General features: G+C 70.3%; 16 protein-coding genes and 1 tRNA gene. 4 read left to right on the top strand and 13 right to left on the bottom strand.

What is annotated here, in order from left to right:
- Nucleotides 1-23 precede the first annotated feature (23 nt).
- Together KRR26_RS08530 and KRR26_RS08525 are read right to left on the bottom strand one after the other, a co-directional pair.
- Entirely contained in the window at nucleotides 24-1,286 is a 1,263-nt protein-coding gene (locus KRR26_RS08530) for a vWA domain-containing protein (protein ID WP_217079691.1), read from the bottom strand.
- A 325-nt stretch (nucleotides 1,287-1,611) separates the two neighbouring features.
- Nucleotides 1,612-1,770 carry a hypothetical protein gene (locus KRR26_RS08525; protein ID WP_158611510.1) on the bottom strand — a complete coding sequence of 53 codons (159 nt, stop codon included), beginning with the start codon at nucleotides 1,768-1,770 and terminating at the stop codon, nucleotides 1,612-1,614.
- Between the two features lie 464 nt (nucleotides 1,771-2,234).
- Between KRR26_RS08525 and KRR26_RS08520 the strand changes: the two genes are divergently transcribed.
- A complete protein-coding gene (locus KRR26_RS08520) occupies nucleotides 2,235-4,409 on the top strand; it encodes a (Fe-S)-binding protein (protein WP_120207319.1) in 2,175 nt (724 codons plus the stop codon).
- Nucleotides 4,410-4,520: 111 nt separating this feature from the next.
- Here the strand turns inward: KRR26_RS08520 and KRR26_RS08515 are convergent, their stop codons facing one another.
- The 7 genes from KRR26_RS08515 to KRR26_RS08485 form a co-directional block, all read right to left on the bottom strand.
- Nucleotides 4,521-4,991, bottom strand: coding sequence for an ankyrin repeat domain-containing protein (locus tag KRR26_RS08515; protein WP_217079574.1), 471 nt, complete (start codon nucleotides 4,989-4,991; stop codon nucleotides 4,521-4,523).
- A gap of 188 nt (nucleotides 4,992-5,179) precedes the next feature.
- A complete protein-coding gene (locus KRR26_RS08510) occupies nucleotides 5,180-5,809 on the bottom strand; it encodes a hypothetical protein (protein WP_217079573.1) in 630 nt (209 codons plus the stop codon).
- A gap of 98 nt (nucleotides 5,810-5,907) precedes the next feature.
- Nucleotides 5,908-6,867, bottom strand: a complete 960-nt coding sequence (locus tag KRR26_RS08505; protein WP_120207313.1) for a TolB family protein — start codon at nucleotides 6,865-6,867, stop codon at nucleotides 5,908-5,910.
- A gap of 99 nt (nucleotides 6,868-6,966) precedes the next feature.
- A complete protein-coding gene (locus KRR26_RS08500; RefSeq protein WP_120207311.1) occupies nucleotides 6,967-7,494 on the bottom strand; it encodes a non-proteolytic archaemetzincin-like protein in 528 nt (175 codons plus the stop codon).
- 58 nt (nucleotides 7,495-7,552) lie between these two features.
- Nucleotides 7,553-7,626 (bottom strand) — tRNA-Gln (locus tag KRR26_RS08495).
- Between the two features lie 149 nt (nucleotides 7,627-7,775).
- On the bottom strand, nucleotides 7,776-8,486 hold the full coding sequence (locus KRR26_RS08490; RefSeq protein WP_236068427.1) for an RtcB family protein: 711 nt from the start codon (nucleotides 8,484-8,486) through the stop codon (nucleotides 7,776-7,778).
- Between the two features lie 108 nt (nucleotides 8,487-8,594).
- On the bottom strand, nucleotides 8,595-9,011 hold the full coding sequence (locus tag KRR26_RS08485; protein WP_120207309.1) for a ribosome-binding factor A: 417 nt from the start codon (nucleotides 9,009-9,011) through the stop codon (nucleotides 8,595-8,597).
- A gap of 438 nt (nucleotides 9,012-9,449) precedes the next feature.
- On the opposite strand from KRR26_RS08485, the gene KRR26_RS08480 reads away from it, so the two are divergent.
- Together KRR26_RS08480 and KRR26_RS08475 are read left to right on the top strand one after the other, a co-directional pair.
- A complete protein-coding gene (locus KRR26_RS08480) occupies nucleotides 9,450-10,847 on the top strand; it encodes a dihydrolipoyl dehydrogenase family protein (protein ID WP_217079572.1) in 1,398 nt (465 codons plus the stop codon).
- A gap of 119 nt (nucleotides 10,848-10,966) precedes the next feature.
- Entirely contained in the window at nucleotides 10,967-12,154 is a 1,188-nt protein-coding gene (locus KRR26_RS08475; RefSeq protein WP_328707086.1) for a glycosyltransferase family 87 protein, read from the top strand.
- A 119-nt stretch (nucleotides 12,155-12,273) separates the two neighbouring features.
- Here the strand turns inward: KRR26_RS08475 and KRR26_RS08470 are convergent, their stop codons facing one another.
- The 4 genes from KRR26_RS08470 to KRR26_RS08455 form a co-directional block, all read right to left on the bottom strand.
- Nucleotides 12,274-12,801: a hypothetical protein gene (locus tag KRR26_RS08470; RefSeq protein ID WP_217079570.1), complete on the bottom strand. Its 528-nt coding sequence runs from the start codon at nucleotides 12,799-12,801 to the stop codon at nucleotides 12,274-12,276.
- A 105-nt stretch (nucleotides 12,802-12,906) separates the two neighbouring features.
- Nucleotides 12,907-13,500: a TIGR02265 family protein gene (locus KRR26_RS08465; protein WP_236068445.1), complete on the bottom strand. Its 594-nt coding sequence runs from the start codon at nucleotides 13,498-13,500 to the stop codon at nucleotides 12,907-12,909.
- Between the two features lie 7 nt (nucleotides 13,501-13,507).
- Nucleotides 13,508-14,605 carry a metallophosphoesterase family protein gene (locus tag KRR26_RS08460; protein WP_120207299.1) on the bottom strand — a complete coding sequence of 366 codons (1,098 nt, stop codon included), beginning with the start codon at nucleotides 14,603-14,605 and terminating at the stop codon, nucleotides 13,508-13,510.
- A 212-nt stretch (nucleotides 14,606-14,817) separates the two neighbouring features.
- Nucleotides 14,818-16,134, bottom strand: a complete 1,317-nt coding sequence (locus KRR26_RS08455) for a serine/threonine-protein kinase (RefSeq protein ID WP_217079568.1) — start codon at nucleotides 16,132-16,134, stop codon at nucleotides 14,818-14,820.
- 431 nt (nucleotides 16,135-16,565) lie between these two features.
- On the opposite strand from KRR26_RS08455, the gene KRR26_RS08450 reads away from it, so the two are divergent.
- Entirely contained in the window at nucleotides 16,566-19,376 is a 2,811-nt protein-coding gene (locus KRR26_RS08450) for a protein kinase domain-containing protein (RefSeq protein WP_328707085.1), read from the top strand.
- Nucleotides 19,377-19,446: the final 70 nt, after the last annotated feature.

Raw genomic sequence — 19,446 nt, 5'->3', positions numbered from 1 at the left:
GCATTCCCCTCATCGGGAAGCGCTCAGGACTCCTCGCCCACCTTCCAGGGAACCATCGCGGACACGGGCGCCGGAGCAGGGCCTACGCGGCTGATGGAGACGCGGGACACCTCGGACTGCGCGCGTCGGATGCCGAGCGGAGGAAGCTGTGAGGCCCGCCGCTCCACCGCGCGCCGCAGCTCCGCCAGACGGTCCACATGCCGCTGCGCGGGGACCGCGGGAGAAGCCAGCCGGGCGAGCTTGAAGAGCGCTCGGTCCGCGCCGTCGAGCGCTCGGTCGGCCGCCTCCACCTGTCGCTTGCCGAGCGCCTTCCACGCCGCGGCCTCGCACGCCACCAGGTCGAGTTCGGCGGACACGGCGCGCACGAAGCGCCCCTCTTCGCTGTCGGGCAACAGCCGCGTGACGGGGAGGCTGACGCGGCGCGCGTCGTTGTCCTGCGTGTAGGACGCCGTGACGCTCAGGCTCCACTCGGCGCGCTCCAACGTGCCCGTGAAGAGGACGCGGCGCGGGAAGGCGCGAGACACCGAGCCCAGCGTCGCGCTCATCGCGTCTCCCTCCACGCGCGACGGATAGCGGTGGCTGCACCGCACCGCGGAGAAGCCCGTGGGGAGCACGTACACGCGTGCATCCGAGACGACCTCACCGAAGAGGTCCGCGCCCACCACGTCCACGGCCAGGGGCAAGCCCTCGGCATCGTCCACGTGCGTGAAGCCCGTGCCGGACGGCCCCGTGAGCGCCTCGAGGATCTCCGGCAGGTAGTGGCGCCCCAGGCCCAGCGCCTGCAACGACACGCCGGACTCTGCCACCTTGCCGCCCAGCGCGCGGAAGTCGGGCAGCAGCGTGGTGCCCACGGAGGGCTCGCCATCGGTGAGCACCAGGAGCTGCGGTCGCGCGCCGGGCACGAGCACGCGGCGCACGGCCTCGGCGCCTCGCTCGATGGCCTCGTGCAACGCGGTGCCTTCACCGCACTCCAGGCGTGCGAGCGCCTGAAGGAAGGCGGCCTTCGCCCCTGGCTCCATGGCGCGCAGGGGCAGCACCTGCTCCGGCTCGGCGTCGAACGTGAGCAGTCCCAGGTAGTCTCGCGGGCCGGCGCGCTCCACGAGCGACCGGGCGGCATCCACCGCCGCGGCCAGCGGGGCCCCGCGCATGGAGGCGCTGCGGTCCATGACGAGGTTGACCGCGACAGGCGCGCGCGGGGAGTCCGCGTCCGCCTCCAGCACGACGAGCAGGAGCACCTCGCGGCCGGGCTCCGCGTCGCGCTCCACCGCCCAGGCTGTTTGCATCAATGCACACCCCCGCACGAGGTCGTGAGGCATTCTGCGTGATTGCCGCCAGGCCGAGGGGGCCTCGCCCGCGCGGAAGTCTCATGGCCCACAAGCCCCCAGAGAGCGCGGGCTCACGGGAGGGGGCACTTCCACCGAGCATGTCGGGGCTTCGCCCCTGGAGCAAGCAGGCCGGGGGAGCCGCCACGTCGGACCTCACGGCCGGCTCGCCCGGGCCAGCTGAGTCCCCTTGGGGGGTTTACGAATTTACTTCAGGCCAGCGTCCACATGCCTCGGGCCCCGGGGACCGTCCGCGCGGCGCGGCGGAGCGCCGGGGACCCACGGCACCTCACTCCGCGTCCCAGCCTCCCCAGGCCTCCTCGCCCAGGTTGCCCCAGTCGCCCCGGTCGTCCGCCAGGACCGGAACCACGGTCTCGGATTCTCCATCTTCACCCAGGTCCAGGTAGTTCGACCGCTCATCCAGGTACGTGGTGTCGTCGTGGCCCATGGGATGCTCCTGGGGCGCTCTGCATTCACGGAGTGTGCGGCTCTTCGCTCGCATCTCCTCAGGCGTCCCGCCGGCCGGTCAAGGGAGCCCCGCGCCATGCGGTGCCATTTACAAATCAGCTATTGACCGATTTACGAATCAGGTTGCCCATGCCGCTTCGCGTTGTAAAGCCCCCGCTCCAGGAAAGTGCGGCGAGCGTCAGGAAGCGCACGTCTGCCCGGCTGGCCGCAGCTCCGCCCGCGCGACAGGCACCGCCTTGCGTGGCAGACTTCCGGCCCCCGTTGCTGCCGCGCCCCGCCAGCGCCTCACCCTGCCCTGCTCCAGCCTCGCGCGGTGACGGACAGGGGTTTCAGCAGCGTGCTTGATTCGCGAATCACCCCTGTTAGGGTTGACCCGAACTCAAGAATTGCCGCGACGCGGCAACCGGGCCTTTCGCCGCGCGCCCACGAGGTCTCCAAGATTCCATGAGTCCCATCATCACCGGCCTGCTACTCGCCGTCGCCGTCTCCCTCTTCGTCATCACCATGTCCGGCCGAGCCGGCGTGCTGCTCGCGATGAAGAAGGAGAACCGGCTGGACCAGATTCCCTACCGCGTCGCGCAGCTGGTGCGCTTCGGGTTGGGCCAGAAGCGGATGGTGGACCCGGAGGAGTTCACCCCCGGCCTCTTCCACATCTTCATCTACGCCGCCTTCATGGTGCTGGCGGTGCGCACGGTGATGCTCTTCACCATGGGCTTCTCGTCCACGGCGCTGGAAGTGCTGACGGACTTCAGCCACCCGGTGTGGGCGGACGTCCCGGCGCTCGCGTGGGTGTACCGCGTCTACCTGCTCATCAAGGACGTGGTCGCGGCGCTGGCGGTGCTGGGCGTGGTCTTCTTCGTGTGGACGCGCTGGAAGGTGAAGCCGGACCGCATGTCGCAGTCGTGGGAGGCGTACCTCATCCTCGGCTTCATCGCGGGCCTGATGGTGACGGAGTTCATCTTCGGCGGCGGGCACCTGGTCACGGCGCACGCGGCACAGGGCGCGCAGGCCACGGCGCCGTCCCTCGCGTGGTACGAGCCGGTCACCAGCGCCATGGGGCTGGCGATGATGCCCCTGGGCCCCTCGGCCGCGCACGCGCTGGGTACGGCGGGCTTCTGGCTGCACCTGACCATCATCCTGGCGTTCCTGAACTTCCTGCCGCTGGGCAAGCACTTCCACATCATCACGGGCCTGCCCAACGTCTTCTTCCAGCGCACCCACTCCACCGGCAAGCTGCCCACGCCGAACCTGGAGAAGGAAGAGTTCGGCGCGGCCACGGTGAAGGACCTCACGTGGAAGCAGGGCCTGGACCTCTACTCCTGCACCGAGTGCGGCCGCTGCCAGACGCACTGCCCCACGTACATCACGGGCAAGCCGCTCACGCACAAGGCCGTCAACCAGGACCTGAAGCACTGGCTCTGGGACCACGAGCAGTGGGTGGAAGAGGGCTACCACGACGGCATGAAGCAGCCCCTGCCGGAGATGATCGGCAGCGCGCTGAAGGCCGAGACGGTGTGGGCCTGTACGAGCTGCGGCTGGTGCGAGCAGGCGTGTCCGGTGTTCATCGAGAACGTCCCGCGCCTCATCGACATGCGCCGCTACCAGGTGCAGGTGAAGGCCGAGTTCCCGCCGGAGATCCAGCGCGTGTTCGAGGGCATCGAGCGCCAGGGCAACCCCTGGGGCCTGGGCCAGGACCGGCGCGACGAGTGGGCCGAGGACCTGAACCTGCCCACGTGGGGTGACGGCGGCGGGCCGTACGAGTACCTGTTCTTCGTGGGCTGCGCGGGCAGCTACGACGACAAGCAGAAGAAGGTGAGCCGCTCGCTCGTGAAGATCATGCGCGAGGCGGGGGTGAGCTTCGCCACGCTCTCCAAGCAGGAGATGTGCAACGGCGACCCGGCGCGCCGCATGGGCAACGAGTACCTGTACCAGACGATGGCCAAGACGAACGTCGAGTCGTGGAACTCGATGGGCGTGAAGGCGGTCATCACCCAGTGCCCGCACTGCTTCAACACCATCAAGAACGAGTACCCGGAGTTCGGCGGCGAGTACCGCGTCATCAACCACACGCAGCTCATCAACGAGCTGCTGAAGGACAAGCGCATCAAGCTGTCCGCGGTGATGAATACGAAGCTCACGTACCACGACCCCTGCTACCTGGGCCGCCACAACGGCGTGTACGACGCGCCTCGTGAGGTGCTCAAGAGCATCCCCGGTCTGGAGGTCGTGGAGATGCAGCGCAGCAAGCGCGAGGGCTTCTGCTGCGGCGCCGGTGGCGGGCGGATGTGGATGGAGGAGCACATCGGCACGCGCATCAACCACAACCGCATCAACGAAGTGGCGCTCACGCTCAAGCACGCCGAGGACCCGTCCACGCCGTTCCCCGACGCCACGGACAAGAAGAAGCCGGGCCAGGTGGGCGACTACAAGGAGACGGGCGGCAGCGGCGTGGTCGCGGTGGCCTGCCCGTTCTGCTCGACGATGCTCAACGACGCCGTGAACGACACGGGCCGCGAGCAGATCAAGATCAAGGACATCACCGAGCTGGTCGCCGATGCGATGGAGACGCGCGGCGGCACCGTGGCGCCCGGCGTGACGGTCAGCGCCAAGCCGGAGTAGTCACGCGTCAGGCGCCGGGCACGCTCCCGGCGCACTGACGACAGGGCCCGGTCCGCTTCTCTTCCAGGAAGCGCCGGGCCCTTCGTGTTTCCAAGCCACAGGCGCGAGGACTCAGGGCTTGCGCTGCTTCTCCGCGCGCAGCGCGCGCTCCAGCCGCTTCGCGGGGCCGTCATCGCCCAGCTTCCCCGCCACGTAAGCGCCCGCCGAGGCGAGCTTGCGGCGGAAGCTGTCCGGCGGCACGGCCGGAGGATCCATCGGGATGTGTCCCAGGCCGAGTCCCGACAGGAGCGTGCGAGCCAGGTCCTTCTCGTCCGCGCGAGCGTGGGGCAGGAGCAGGCGGCACACCTCGGCATGACCATGGGCGGCGGCCATGATGAGCGGCGTCTCGCCGATGGAGTCCGTGAGGATGGGGTCCGCACCGGCCTCCAACAGCAGGCCCACCAGGTCCGTCTGGCCCTCGCGAGCAGCCAACATGAGGGGCGTGCGGCCTTCCAGGTCAAAGGGATTGAGGTCCGCGCCCGCATCGAGCTGGGCCAGCACGGCGGCGCGGTCTCCCGCGCTCACGGCATCGAACAAGGACATCAGCCACCTCCAGCGGCGGCAAGAGCATCGCGCCCCCAAGGCCCCGCGCGCCAGAGGCCCCCGACTCCTTGGGCAGGGCTGCCCGTCAGCCGAGCGACACGCGCCACGCAGACACCACGCCCACGGGCACATCCCGTGAGCCTCGTGCCGTCAGGCAGTGAGCGCCAGGCGTCGCGCGCCTGGATGCTTCAGTTCCCCGGCAGGGCATCCAGCCACGCGAGCAGGGCCCCTCGCACGAAGGAGTCCGCCAGCAACCACGCGTGGCCCTGACCGGGCACCTCATGCAGCTCCAGCAAGAGGCCCGCCGCGAGCCAGGGCCCGCGCGCCTCGCGCCACAGCGGCGCACTCCCATCCTGCGCCCCAATCCAAGACACCAACGGCACACGCGCGGTGGCGAGCCCGACGGGCGGACGGCGCTCATCCGCGCGAGAGATGCGCGGCGAGCCGGCGACCAGCGCCAGTCCACCCAGGACCTCCGGACGCGCAGTCCCGAGTTCGAGCGCCATCTGCGCACCGGCGCTGAAGCCCAACAACACGGGACGTCGCGCATCGACCCCCGGCACCCGCGCCACGTCCGGTACCACGCCGAGCATCAAGCGGTTCGCCTCCGCGCCGCTCCACCCCTCCACGCGCTCGCGAGGAAGCGTCAACAAGGCCCAGCCATGCCGCGCCAGCTCCTCGGCCCACGGCTCCACCAGCGTGAGCCCATCGGTGCCCGTCGGGTGCAGCCACACGAGCAACCGGTGCGGCCGCACGGGCGTAGCGCTGTCGGAGACGAAGAGCCGATACGGCAACCCGGCAAGCGGCGCCCCCGTCATGAGCCTCACACCCGACGGGGGCGAGGGCCGCGGTCTACCCGTCGCGCACGCCGCGAGGCCCAGGAGCCCCGCGGCGAGGAGGCACCGCGCCCCCGACCTCAGATGGGCCCGTAGGACGGCTCCGCGGCCGTGGGCACCGCGAGGCTCACCGAGCTGGGGATGGCGCTCACCGTCGCACGGTAGATGCTGGGGTCTCCGCCCGCGTCGGAGAAGAGGAAGCCCAGACCACTGGACCCCGTCCAGTTGGGGAAGGTCTCCTGCACGGTCGCCGTGGTGTAGTCCGACAGACGGCGGAGCTGTCCGGTGCCCGTGGACGTCAGCGGCCCCACGAAGATGCGCGTGCTGCCCGAGGACAGCTTCCCATCGAGCGCCACCTGCGTGCCGTCCGGAGACACCACCGCGCGGTTCACGATGAACAACACCTCGTTGCCCAGCGAGCTGAACGTCGCGGTCCCGCCATTGAGCGGCACACGCGCGAGCTGGTTGAGCTGGGTCAGACTGTTGCCTGCGGGCGCCAGCACCACCGACCCATTCGGGAAGAAGGACGGCGCGCCGTAGGAGATGGTGGCGCCCGGGGTGAGCGACTTGAAGCTGCTGCCATCCGCGTTCACCTGCCCCAGCTCGCTATTGGAGCCAGAGCCCCGGTCGAACACGAAGACGACGGTGCGAGAGTCCGGGCTGAAGGTCGGATAGCGGAAGTTGCCGCAGCCCCGGCAGGCCTGGTCGGTGGACGTGAAGAGGGTCGCCGTCACGCCGCCCGAGGTGGGCACCGTCTGCAGCGACGTGGTGCTGCCCGACTTCTGCACGAAGACGATGCTGCGCCCATCACGCGACACCGAGGGCTGGAACGCGCCGCCACCGGATGTCAGCCGCTGCGGGCTGTTGGGGTCTCCGTTGTCATCCACCACGTAGACGTTGCGGTCGTTGCGCACGAACGCGAAGCCTCGGGTGAAGAGGACATCGCCCGCGCCACCGCCGCCGCCTTCGTCCAGGGGCTGGCACGCGCCCAGAAGTCCCACCGCCACCATCCCGCCGAGAATTCGCCGGATGCCACGCATCGCTGTCTCCACTGTCGGCCCTGTTGGCAAAGCGCCCGCACTACAAAGGGCGAAGGCTCCGACGTCAACGCGGACAGCGGATTCAACTTCCGGTGGGGGTCAGCGGTTGAGCTTCTGCAGCTCGTTGCGGCACAGGTTGCAGAGCGACAGCTGCTTGCGGTCACAGTCCTGTGGCGCCTGAGCGAAGAACATCACGCAGCGGAGGTCCTCGCAGTACGACAGGCCCAGCAGGTGGCCGGCCTGATGCACTACCTCCACCTGGAGGCGGCGGCGCAGGTGCTCTCCCTCCGCGCCATGGCGCATGCGGGACAGGCTCACCACCGCGACCTTCGACTCGCGGTCCGCCTCGCCCAGGACAAAGGGCGAGTCCGGGACGAACAGGTCCACGTCCGTCACGCCCATCACCAGGTGCTGCCCCGGCTCCATCAAGGGCGTGAGCCGGCGCATGATGGCGTTACAGTGGTATTGGCCGCGATCCTTGTTGAAGGCGTAGGTGGGAGCTGGCAGCGCCGCGCGTCCCACCACCGCCGTGACGCCCATGTGCGTCGCCAGCGGATCCTGCAGTTCCCTCAACAGGGTGGCCGGAGGGCTCCCTACGGAGAGCAGCAGGAGTGTCTTCTGCGGCATCGGCCCACCGTCCTTGTTCCCGATGGGGGACGCTCTACCGCGTCCCCCCGGAGCGGAGTGGCTGGGGCGCAAGGATTCGAACCTTGATAATCAGATTCAAAGTCTGACGTCCTGCCATTAGACGACGCCCCAGCAGGTTCGCACGCGTACCTTCGAGCCGATTGTACGGCATCCCGACGGGCTCGGGAACCCACCCTGACGCGCTCCCCCTCACGCGGAGCGTCCGTCCCGTGAGGAGGAAGCACAGCGGATTTCACTTTTCGTGAAATCCGCCCAGCCGGTCAGCCCTTGAGGACCGCCAGCGGGGTGAGTCGTACCCGGGGCACGGCGAGATCTGCCGCGTCCTCCAGCACCTCGGAGATGTCGCGGTAGGCCGCCGGGGCTTCCTCCACGAGCGAATCGAGGCGCCGAGGGTCGAAGACGACACGACGCAGGGCGTGCTCCAATGCGGCGGGGCGGATGCGCTGGCGGGCTTCCGTGCGGGTGAGGACGCGGCCGGCGCCGTGCGCGCAGGAGCGGTAGGCCCGGGGCGCCCCTCGGCCCGTGACGAGGTAGGAGGCCGTCCCCATCGAGCCAGGAAGAAGGCCCACCGCGCCCTCCTCCAACCCCACCGCGCCCTTGCGGTGCACCCACAGCGCGCGGCCGAAGTGCGCCTCCCGCGCGACGTGGTTGTGGTGGACGTCCACGGTGGAGTCAGGCTCCGGCGACACGCCGAGCACCTCGTGAATCACCGCGAGGGCCTGGTCCGCGAGGGCCTCCCGATTGGCGCGCGCGAAGCGGCAGGCGAGCGCCATGTCCTCGAGGCACGCGAGCCCCTCGGGGGTGTCGGTCCGGAGACCGGGGAGTGAGCCCTCGCCGCTCGCGAGCGCCGCCTGCTGGTGGTGCGCGCCCACGGCGGCGCCCACGCCCCGAGAGCCCGAGTGCATGAGCAGCCACAGGTCTCCCGCGCCATCGCGGTCCAACTCCAATGGCCGCGAGGTGCTCGACGACATAGGGCTGCGCCGCGAGGTGCTGAAGCTGCTTCAGCGCCTTGGGTGGAACGGCGCGGGCCCACGCGAGGATGGGGATGCCGCTCGGCGAGTCATCGAGGACGCGCGGCATCATGACGCGTCTCCGTCCTCGTCGGACGCGTCCTCATCGTCTGACCAGGGAACGGTGCCCAGGTAGACGAACCGCAGGTACGGCACGCGCTTGAGGTTGAGGTGGGCCGCGAGCTGCGCGCGCAGGTAGCCCTGCGCTCCCTCCAGCGCGTCCTCCACCGAGGACGCTTCATGGCGAGTGGCGTGGAGGGTGTAGCCGATGCGGATGAGCCGACCATCCGGGGACAGCTCGAAGGACTTCAGCGCGAAGCCCTCCAGGCGTGGGTCGGACAGCTCGGAGCGGAACAACAGGTCCACCTCGTGGAACAAGGTGGACTGCACGCGCAGGTGACGCGCGGTGAACGGCTGCGACTTCAGCAGCGAGGAACCCGAGCGCCGATGCGGCGCGCGGGGACGACGGGGCGTGGAAGGTGACATGAAAAGGGACGGTTCCCAGACAGCAGGGTGCACGCAGACAGCGGCTCCGCGCGGCGCACGCGTGCCCGAGTTGGCGAACCCGTTCCCATGCCCGACTCCCCACGGGGAGCCCGGCGAGACGACGGATGAGCCCGGCTAGGCGCGCGACGACGCGCGAACACACTCCGAGACACCGTTGAAGACAGCATCCATGGCACACCTCCCGCCGCGCGCATCGGCGCGGCTCGCACCGTCGCGTTCAGTCACCAGCCAGCGCGACGGGCCGCGCCGACGAGTTGGCTCCTGAATTCCTGACACGGCCTCTGTCTCTCGTCCCGGCGCGCCAGGGTCGGCGGTTGTCCACCGGTGACCATTCGCTCGGTCCACCAGCCGACGCGTGGGGCCCAGGTGCATTGGCGGACCGCTCGCCTCCAGGCAAGCAGTCACCTGGGAGGACCCATGTCCGAGACATTCGATGTCGTGGTCATCGGAGGCGGCCCCACGGGCGAGAACGTCGCGGCCCGAGCCGCCGCGGGCGGCCTGTCCGTGGCGCTGGTGGAGCACGAACTCTACGGCGGCGAGTGCTCCTACTGGGCCTGCGTCCCCAGCAAGGCGCTGCTGCGCCCCACGGAAGCCCTGTGGCTCGCCCAGCACACCCCGGGCGCTCGCGAGGCCCTGAAGGGCCCGTTGGTGGCGAGCGCGGTGCTCGCGCATCGCGATGCCTTGGTGAAGGGCTACGACGACTCGTCGCAGGTGAAGTGGGCCGAGAACGCGAACCTCACGCCCGTGCGCGGCCACGGACGGCTCGCCGGGGCCCGGCGGGTGAGCGTGACGGCCAAGGACGGCTCGACGCGCGAACTGGAGGCGCGCCGCGCGGTGGTGCTGGCCACGGGCAGCCACCCTCGCGTGCCGGACCTCCCCGGCCTGCGGGCATCGAAGCCCTGGGACAATCGAGACGCCACGGCGGCGGCGCGCGCGCCTCGGAGGCTCCTGGTGTTGGGCGGTGGCGTGGAGGCCGTGGAGCTGGCGCAGGCGTGGCGCGGGTTGGGCTCGGAGGAAGTCACGTTGGTGCAGCGCAGTCCGCGCGTCCTCACCCGCTTCGAGCCCTTCGTGGGAGAGCAGGTGGCCCAGGCGCTGCGAGACTCCGGCGTGCGCGTGGTGCTGGAGACGGAGGCCGCGCGAGTGAGCCGCGCTGGCACCTCGGGCGAATACGCGGTGACGCTCACGCACGATGCGGGCGAGGTGCGCGCCGATGCGCTGCTCGTGGCGATGGGCCGCGTGGCCCGCACCGATGACCTGGGGCTGGAGACCGTGGGCCTGAAGCCGGGGGGCTCGGTGGAGGTGGATGATCAACTTCGCGCCAGAGGCGTGGCGGGAGGCTGGCTCTATGCGTGCGGCGACGTGAACGGCCGCAACCTGCTCACGCACATGGGCAAGTACCAGGCGAGGACCGCCGGAGACGTCATCCTCGGCAAGCAGGCAGCGGCCTGGGCGGACGCGCGCGCGGTGCCCCAGGTCGTCTTCACCCATCCCCAGGTCGCGAGCGTGGGGCTCACGGAGGAACAGGCTCGCCGCGCGGGTCTGCCCGTGCGCGCGGTGCAGTACGAGTTGGGAAACGTGACGGGCACCGTGCTGCTGGGCGAGGGCCTGAAAGGCACCGCGAAGCTCGTCGTGGACGAGAAGCGCCGCATCATCGTAGGCGCCAGCTTCACTGGGCCCGAGGTGGGCGAGATGCTCCACGCGGCCACCATCGCCGTCGCCGGCCAGGTGTCCCTGGACACGCTGTGGCACGCGGTGCCGTCCTTCCCCACCCTGAGCGAGGTGTGGCTGCGCCTGCTGGAGACCTACGGCCTCTGATTGCGGCCCGGCGCCGCCCATGGAATGACGCCGGCTGCATGAACGCCGTCACGCCTGGGCACGCCCCTCCCTCTCCCCGCGCCTCCCCCGCCTCACGCGATTGGCGTGAGGCGCCTCAGGTGGCTCGCTGGGTGGGCTGGGGAGTGCTCGCGGTGCTCGCCGTCATGGCCGTGGCGTTGGGACAGCATCCTCGGCGCGGGGTCGACTTCCGCGTCTACCTCACCGCCGCGGAGCGCTTCCTCGAAGGCTCTGACTTGTACCGCGTCGCCGACGGCACCATGCCGTTCAAGTACGCCCCCGTCACCGCGCCCCTCTTCATTCCGTTCCTCGTGCTGCCCGCGCGGCTCGCGGTGGCGCTGTGGAATCTTGGATCCGTGGTGGCGCTGCTGGCCGTGGCGCGCCTCACGGCCCGCGCGCAACCGTCTCCGGGGGAGGCTCCTTCCTGGGCGTGGGCTCCCATGCTCGCCACGCTCGCGCTCTTCCCGGCCTTCTCCTTCGAACTCTTCTATGGACAGGTGGATGCCGTGCTCCTCCTGTTGCTCGCGCTCGCCGCGGCCCGTGCGGAGCGTGGTGAGGCCTGGGTGCCTGGGGCGGCGTTCGCCGTCGCCTGTCTGCTGAAGCCCCCGGCCGCGCTGGTCGGCTTGTTCTTCCTCTGGCGTCGACACTGGCGCGTCGTGGGCACGACCGCCGCGGTGGGCAGCCTGCTCGTGCTGCCCACTCTCGCGCGCTACGGCGTGGCGGGGACGCTGTCTCAGCTCCACGCGTGGACCGAGACGCTCGCGCGCACCACGCCGCCCTGGGCGCTGGGCCACAACCCCCAGGGGCTCCCCACGCTGTTGCTCTCGCTGGTGTTGCCCGCGGAGTCAGTGCCGCCGCCTCACGCGCTCCCGCTCGCGCAGGGCGTGGCGCTCGTGCTGTTCCTCGCGGCCATCGCGTGGGCTCGCCCTGGCCCCGCGGATCTGCTCGCGATGTGCTGCCTGGGCGTCACGCTGCTGTCGCCCCTGGCCTGGCGCGCCAACTATGTCCTCGCGTGGCCCTTGCTCCGCGGACTGCTGGAAGGGCGCACGCGCCTCGGCGTCGCGCTCGTTGCGCTGGTGGCGTTCACGGGGATGCTGGTCTCGGACACCGCGTTCGGGCCGGAGCTCTCGCGGCAGGTGCTCCTCTTCCGCCCCTTCGCCCTCGCGCACACGGCCCTGCTTCTTGCCACGGTGTGGCAGATACATCGCCGTGGCGCGCCCACCGCCATGCTCTCGAGTGGAGAGGTGACGCAGCTGCCGCGTGGGCTCGCAAGCAGCCGCGCCCCGTGACGCATCCCCGCTCGCGGGCCACTGGGCCGCGATTCACTGCGCAGGCGCGAGGCCCATCCGAGGAGCGCTCGCGCTCCTGGCAGTGGGCCCTTCGTGGCGCGACGCGCCCGAGTGAGGGCTCAAGCCGACGGCAGCATTCCGTTGGAGGACTCTTCGTGGACCGCGGCGATGAGCTCCGCGGAGGCTCCGTCCGAGAACAGCGGGGCGCCATTCAGGGGCCGCACCTTCGGCGGACGGCCACGGCGACGGGGCGCGTTCTCCTCGGAGCCAATGGACGGCGCGACGGGCTCCGCGGCGAGCGTGCCCTCCGCCTTGCTCGCCTTGCGCATCGGGCGCGGCAGGTGGATGCCCTCCAGCTTCTCGGTCAGCGCGGCGTCGTCCTCGGCGAAGACCCGCGCATAGGCCAGCGCCCGCTGTCCCTTCTGGAGCAGCGCGTCCTGGCTCTCCTGCAACCCCTGGCGCGCCGCCTCCAGACCGGCCTGCGCCCGCGCCACCACCTCGGCCCGCTCACGCACCAGCGCCGCGGCATCACCCAGCACCGCCGTGTCCAGGTCCGGGAAGCGAACCTCGGCCAGGTCCGTGGCGAACAGCTCGAGCAGCGCGCGCAGCGAGGGAGAGATGGAGTCGTTGTCGGTCGGATCGAACATGTGGGTGCCTCCTCACAAGGCAGGGGAGCCACCATCTGCCCAGATGTTCAGTGTCCTTTCAAGGGGGTTCGCTCCGGAGCCTGAAAGTCGGGCCTCGGCGCACGTTCACCAGCGGACCACCAGCGCGAAGTCCGTGAAGGGCTCCGCGCCGGACTCCAACTCGGCCACGAAGCGCTGCCCGGTGGGTCCACGTGACACCCCGCCCAGCGTCAGCCCCGTGCACCAGGAGGGCCCCAAGAGGTCGCCCCGGAAGGTGAGCCGCGCGCTTGTGTCCGAGACGCGCTCGTAGTCCCGCTCACCGAACGTGCACGTCGCCCCCGCGAGCCCTGGCACGTTGGACAAGCCTCGGTGCGGATCATCTCCCGCGATGGCCAACACGAGCTGCCCCACCGCCGAGGAGAACACCCGCGCGGAGGCCTCGCGCGCCACCTGCTCGACCGCACTCGCATACCCCTGACCGCGCCGCTCCAACTCGCGCGCCGCCAGGTCGAGCACGCTCAGATACTCCAGCGCGGAACACGACTGATGAGACTTGAGCTTCGCCAGTCCTCGCGTCATCGCGCGCGCCTCGCGCAATGTCTCCTCTCCCGCGAGCCGCTCCACTCCTTCCAGCAGCCCCTCGAAGAAGAACCCCATGAGCGTGTGCTCCGGCTGGCACAGCGCCATCCGGGCTCGTAACGCCTGCGCGGAATCCGTCATCACGGGCTCAGTCTACGCGCACCAGCCCCACATCCCGAACGCCCTCGCGGGGTGACACCTCCACCGCGAGGTAGTGCCGACCCACTCCGTCGAAGCGCTCGGGGATGGCACCTCCGCCACCGGAGATGAACGCCGGAATTCCCGCGTTCGAAAACGAATAATACGAATGGATGTGCCCATACAGCGTGAGGTCCACACCCGCGCGCGCGAGCTTGCCCACCAGCCCCGCGGCCTCGTTCCGGCTGGCGAACCCGCCTCCGCGAACCCCCACGGGATCCAACGGAGGCACATGCATGGCCACCACATGCACGGCATCGCGTGCCTCGTCGAGCCACCCGTCGAGTTGCGTCTCCACGATGGGGTCCACCGTTCCGTTACCCGAGTCCACCAAGCTGAAGTGCACGCCGTGGAAGACGAAGTGCTGGCTGCCTCGACCGACCCGTTGGTGGTACGCCCGCGCGTCTTGCGTGAATGTCTCGTGGTTGCCCAACGTGGCGAACAACGGGATGCGGGCGCCGAACTCCAGCCGCTGCTGGAACTCCTCCAGTTCCTCGCGCTGGCCCCGCTCCGTCAGGTCTCCCGCGAAGAAGATGAAGCGCAGCGAAGGGTCCTCGGACATGCGCGCGTAGACATCCCCCACGCGCGACAATGCCTCCTGAACATCCGCCAGCGCCGCGAAGCGGAAGGGGGCATCGGCGTCCCAATCGGGCGGCGACACCGTGAGGCGCGCCACGCTCCCTGGGCGAACCCCTACACGCCAGACCTTCAACGTGGGCCGCACCGACGGGAACGGCTCCACGGGCACCCCGCCGCCGCTGTCGTCCGTCGCGGTCAGCTCCGCATCCGGCATCGCGTTGTGCACGGTGAGCAACAGCCCCGAGGGCGCGTCCGCCGCCGTCGTCACCTTCGCGGAGAAGACAGGTGCCTGTCCCCACAGCTCCAGGCCACCGGGCGCCAGTGCGCGCACCGACGCCAGCCCGCCCTCCACCTCCACCGACACGCCACCGACCTCTTCGCGCCCCACGGCCGCATCACGCGTCGCGCGCTCCTCCGCAGGACGGACACAGGCCGTAATCAACAGCGCCGCGAGGACACCTTGCCACATCGCACCGTTCACGCCGCGCCTCCCCTTGCACCCAGGAGTGACACACGCCCTCCGCCCGCCGCGCGCTTCCGTGGCGCGGCCGCGCGCGGTGAGCACGCATGGAAACATCGCACCGCTCGCGCCTCCCACTGCGTCACGGGGAGACGCTCGCACCCGGTCCTGTGCGCGCGCCACGCGCTTGTTACCGAGCACGCCGTGCTTCATTCCGCCGCTCACGTCTCGCCGCCCAAGGCGTAGAGGAGCGACAGCCGTCCGACGAGCGCTCCACCTGCTTGCGCTTCCGCGGCGATGCCCCACGAGTTGGACAGCAGCACGCGCCCTCGCAACCCGACCGAGCCGACCACGCCTCCGCCCAGCGTGCGCATGCCGCCCGCGAGGTCGTCCTTGCGATGGTCGTAGAAGATCATCGCCTCGCCTCGCAGTGGCCCTCCTCGGCCCAGCCACACGCCGTAGCCGAAGGTGAAGAGCAGTTGCTCATGCAGGTTGTCGTCCGAGGGCGGCCCTGGGTAGCTGTAGCCCTGGAAGGACATGCCCAGGCTCGCCTCTGCGAACGCCCCCTCCAGCCGCGGACTCAGGCGCGCCATCGCGTAACGTCCGCGCAGCCCCGCCTCGCCACCGCCCACCGTGAAGCCCTCCGTGGGGAAGCGGTGGTAGAGCGCGAACAGCTCGGCGTCCAATGACGTCCCGTCTCCCTGGCCCAGCGTCTGCTCGGGTGCGCCCATCAACCGGTATGCACCGCCCGCGCGCACTCGCGTGTTCCCTTCGCCTGGGGCCATGCGCGCCGCCGCCTCCAACCGGAACGCGGACACTCGCGCCACCGCGCCCAGCGCGACGAAGTGGTCGTATTGGAACGCGGGGTCGTGCACGTACTGGTAGCCCATCTCCAGCTCCAGCGGCGGCAGTGACGCCGGCACCACACCGGGCTCCACCACCGGAGCCATCACCGCATAGAGATTCGAGAGCGCCGAGATGGAGAACAGCCCCGCGCCCGCGAGCGTCACCGCGTACAGCGGCCCGATGGTCCGACGCGAGGCCCCCGTCAACACGATGGGCACACCGCCCACCGCGATGAGCCCAAGTCCCGCGCCCTCCAGCGCGAACAACTGGCGCCCGGTCTTCGCGTCTCCCGCCAGCCACGGCCCGAGGCCATGCAACACCAGCCCCGGCACCACCGCGGCCACCGCCGGAAGCGGCTTGAACGTAGGGCGCTCCGCGGGACTCCACCGCGAGGGCGGCACGGCCACCTCGGCCATGGGCTCAGGCAAGGAGGAATCCGAGGAGACCCTCTCCGGAGGCTTCACGGGCGGATCCGCCAGCGTGCGCGACGTGATGTCCGCCGCGGCCTTCCTCGCACGCGACTCGCCTGGCACGTCGGAGGCGCCCAGCTCCGGCCCGCGCGCCAGCAGGTCGAGCGCGGAGAGGGAATCACTCCCCAGGTCCTGAGCTCGCGCGGGACGCGCGGACACCAGCAGCGCGAACACCGCCGCCAGGACTGCCCACCGACCTGGGAGGTGGAGCGCCGATGCCATCACCGCTGCCTCGATTCCCGGGAAGGCACGTCTTCAGTCCGCCCGGCCCGGCATGGGGCCGTACATAACGCCGAGCCCCGCCCAGGCCGCATGAAGCGCCGTGAAGAAGTGTGAAGTCCCCCAGCAGCGCGCCTCACCATGCCTCGCGCGGCAACGACCGGACGTCAAACAACCCTAAAGAATCCAAGTGGTTGCCGAGCTTCTCCAGATACTTCACCCACCTGAACCAATCATTCCGAGACAGCACCGGCTCGCTTCGAGAAGGACCCGGGTTTGAAATGACATCGCATTTCACGGGGCGACAGGTGGGCGTCACGGCGCGGACTGCACCACCACCAGCGAAAACTTCGCGTGAGATGCGAGCGCTAACGGGACTTTCCGGTGAAGGGGAGTATGCTCCACATCCCTTTTCTTCCCCCGAACCAGCACCCGTGGCGGACCCCAACAGCCTTCAGCCATTTGGCAAGTACGTCCTGCTGTCGAAGATTGCCGCGGGCGGCATGGCCGTCACGTATCGCGCTCGACTGACGGGCGCGGCAGGCGTCACGAAGCCGTGCGTCATCAAGCAGATCCTCCCGCACTTCGTCGACGACACCGACTTCGTCGAGATGTTCATCAGCGAGGCGCGGGTGGCCGCGGGGCTGACCCACGGGAACATCGCGCAGGTCTTCGACTTCGGAGAGGTGGACGGGCAGTACTTCATCGCCATGGAGCTGGTGCACGGCCAGCCCCTGTCGAAGGTGCTGCGGCGCGCGGCGCGCGCGGGCATGGGCTTCTTCCCCATGCCCCTGGCGCTGCACATCGCCAGCAAGCTGTGTGACGGGCTGGACTACGCGCACCGGCACGTGGGCGAGGATGGACGGGCGCTCGGGCTCGTGCACCGCGACGTGTCCCCCGACAACGTCCTCATCTCGTATGAGGGCGAGGTCAAGGTCATCGACTTCGGCATCGCCAAGGCCACCAGCGTGGTGGAGGCGAAGACGTCTCCCGGGACGCTCAAGGGCAAGTACCCCTACTTCTCCCCCGAGCAGGCGCAAGGCCGGCAGGACCTGGATCCGCGCACGGACGTCTACGCCGCGGGCGTCGTCCTCTACGAGATGGTGTGCGGACGCCGTCCGCTGGAGGGCGAGTTCGTCACGGTGCTGCCGCGCATCCTCACGGCGGACTACCTGCCCCCCTCCGCGGTGAATCCTGGCGTCAGCCCGGAGCTGGAGACCGTCATCGGTCACGCGATGGCGCTCGACCGGGAGTCGCGCTACCAGACGGCGCAGGACCTCAGCGAGTCCCTGAGCGAGCTGCTGTACCGGGACAACACGCGCTTCTCCACCGCGATGCTCAGCCAGCTCATGGCCTTCCTCTTCGCCGAGGAGCTGGCCGCCGAGGGGCGCAAGGTGGAGATCTCCCCGAGCTTCCGCGAGCTGCTCGCGTCGTGGCAGAGCTCCGCGGTGGAGCCGTCCCAGGGGCGCGCCAAGCTGCCCTCGTCCGCGGGCTCCGCGCGCCCCTCCAGCGCCAACATCCCTCGCGCGCCCGCCGCGGGTGGAAGTCGTCCGCCCAGCGCTCCCGGTTCGCGCCCCGGCAGTGATGGCGGTGGGAACTCCGTCACCAGCAACGCCTCCGCGCGCCGCAACACCACGTCCGGCATGCGTCGGGTGACCAATCCCAACATCCCGCGCGGCGAGAACACCGGCACGGGACGGCGCCCGCTCCCGCCCACGCCGCCAGAGCTTTCCGTCGAGCCGGATACCGACTCGACGCTGGCGAAGCAGCCGACGGCGATGCCCACGCTGGCGGCTCCGCGCGACACGCCCGTGGAGATCCCCGCCGTCATGACGGAGACGGCCACCGCGAGCCCCGCGGCCTCCACCGAGGTGCACGCGCCGCCCACCGTGCTCCGCCCGCCTGTCGGCGCGAAGGCCCACGCGGACAACGCGCGCGAGGTGATTGCCCGCGAGGAGGCCGAGCGCAACGCGCAGCGCCAGAAGCAGATGCGCACCCTGAGCCTCGGCATCTTCGGGGCCACCATCACGGTGCTCTTCGTCTGGCTGTTCTGGCACTTCGTCATCCCGCACGAAGGTGCGACGCAGGACCCCGAGGTCGTCACCGTCCTGTGGATCACCTCCAAGCCCGAGGGGGCCACCATCCTCCTCAATGGCCAGGAGCGAGGTCGCACGCCGAGCAAGCTCGTGGGCGGAGATGTCCACGCGCCGCACACGCTCGTGCTCTCGCTCCAGGGGTACCAGCCCTGGACCAAGCGCTTCGTGCCCATCAACAGCGAGGTCCACCTCAACGCGGACCTACAGCGCCTGCCCTCGGAGCCAGCCGCAACGGCCCCCGCGACCACGGGCGCGGGAGATGCCGGCACCGCGCCGCAGGCCGTTGCCCAGGCCGCCACGGCTGGCGGCACGGCTCCGAGCGATGGCGGCGCCGCGGTGGCGGTCGCGCCGGCGCCCGCGGGTGACGGCGGCACGGGCGACTCGCTCGACGGCAAGAACCGCGACATGTACGAGGTGGACTACCCCACGCGCCTGCTCGTGCTGCGCCCCATGTTCAACGCGATGCCCGTGCCGGAGTACGCCACGGCCAACATCGACGTGAGCCCCAACGCCGCCTACTCCGTCTGGACGGATGGCAGCGCGGCGCTCGCGGACGGCGAGGGCACGACGTCCAACACGCTCGTCTACTTCGCCGAGGGCGACGTCCCCGCCGACAACTCCTTCGGCCTCGTGGGCGCGTCCCCGCGCACCGTGAAGGGAGCCAAGCGGCTGCACTTCTTCGTCCTCGACGAGAACGGCCCCGAGGACAACCGCGGCAGCGTGCGCGTCCACCTGCGGCAGTCCGCGTACGTGCCCCCGCGCGCGCTCGTGTTCGACGCCGAGAAGAACGCGCTCCAGCTCAAGCCCGAGCACCAGGTCATCCTGCGCGGACTCAATCCGCGCTCCACGTACCTGCTCACCGTGCGCGATGACATCGCGGAGCTGCACCCCGGCGCCAACGGCCGCGTGCATCAGGTGCTGTGCGTGGAGCGAGGTCCCACGGCGGAGTCCGTGCGGCGCTCCCATCGATTGTTCGAGACGGGCAAGCGCTATCAGGTGACTGGCGCCGAGGACCTGCGCTGCACCTTCCCCGACACGCGCGCGAGCGACAACCAAGGCGCCATCGACGTGGACATCGTCGACGTCACCACGATGAACCGGAAGCAACGCGCCGAGGCCCTCAAGGGCTCCAGCCGCTCCGAGCGCTGACGCACGACGCAACGCGACAGACAAGAAGACGGGCCCTGCGTGTGCGCCTCGTCCCTCGGGCATCCACGCG

This window comes from Citreicoccus inhibens, from assembly GCF_019039035.1.
Lineage (GTDB): Bacteria > Myxococcota > Myxococcia > Myxococcales > Myxococcaceae > Citreicoccus > Citreicoccus inhibens.
This window is presented reverse-complemented; position numbering and strand designations above follow the sequence as displayed.

What these genes read in the sequence shown, in the direction of transcription:
- KRR26_RS08455 (WP_217079568.1), bottom strand. Translation starts at nt 16,134, where the DNA reads ATGGCATCGGCGCTCCACCTCCCAGGTCGGTGGGCAGTCCTGGCGGCG.
- KRR26_RS08510 (WP_217079573.1), bottom strand. Translation starts at nt 5,809, where the DNA reads ATGACGGGGGCGCCGCTTGCCGGGTTGCCGTATCGGCTCTTCGTCTCC.
- KRR26_RS08485 (WP_120207309.1), bottom strand. Translation starts at nt 9,011, where the DNA reads ATGTCACCTTCCACGCCCCGTCGTCCCCGCGCGCCGCATCGGCGCTCG.
- KRR26_RS08500 (WP_120207311.1), bottom strand. Translation starts at nt 7,494, where the DNA reads ATGCCGCAGAAGACACTCCTGCTGCTCTCCGTAGGGAGCCCTCCGGCC.
- KRR26_RS08520 (WP_120207319.1), top strand. Translation starts at nt 2,235, where the DNA reads ATGAGTCCCATCATCACCGGCCTGCTACTCGCCGTCGCCGTCTCCCTC.
- KRR26_RS08460 (WP_120207299.1), bottom strand. Translation starts at nt 14,605, where the DNA reads ATGTGGCAAGGTGTCCTCGCGGCGCTGTTGATTACGGCCTGTGTCCGT.
- KRR26_RS08470 (WP_217079570.1), bottom strand. Translation starts at nt 12,801, where the DNA reads ATGTTCGATCCGACCGACAACGACTCCATCTCTCCCTCGCTGCGCGCG.
- KRR26_RS08505 (WP_120207313.1), bottom strand. Translation starts at nt 6,867, where the DNA reads ATGCGTGGCATCCGGCGAATTCTCGGCGGGATGGTGGCGGTGGGACTT.
- KRR26_RS08515 (WP_217079574.1), bottom strand. Translation starts at nt 4,991, where the DNA reads ATGTCCTTGTTCGATGCCGTGAGCGCGGGAGACCGCGCCGCCGTGCTG.
- KRR26_RS08525 (WP_158611510.1), bottom strand. Translation starts at nt 1,770, where the DNA reads ATGGGCCACGACGACACCACGTACCTGGATGAGCGGTCGAACTACCTG.
- KRR26_RS08490 (WP_236068427.1), bottom strand. Translation starts at nt 8,486, where the DNA reads ATGTCGTCGAGCACCTCGCGGCCATTGGAGTTGGACCGCGATGGCGCG.
- KRR26_RS08465 (WP_236068445.1), bottom strand. Translation starts at nt 13,500, where the DNA reads ATGACGGATTCCGCGCAGGCGTTACGAGCCCGGATGGCGCTGTGCCAG.
- KRR26_RS08480 (WP_217079572.1), top strand. Translation starts at nt 9,450, where the DNA reads ATGTCCGAGACATTCGATGTCGTGGTCATCGGAGGCGGCCCCACGGGC.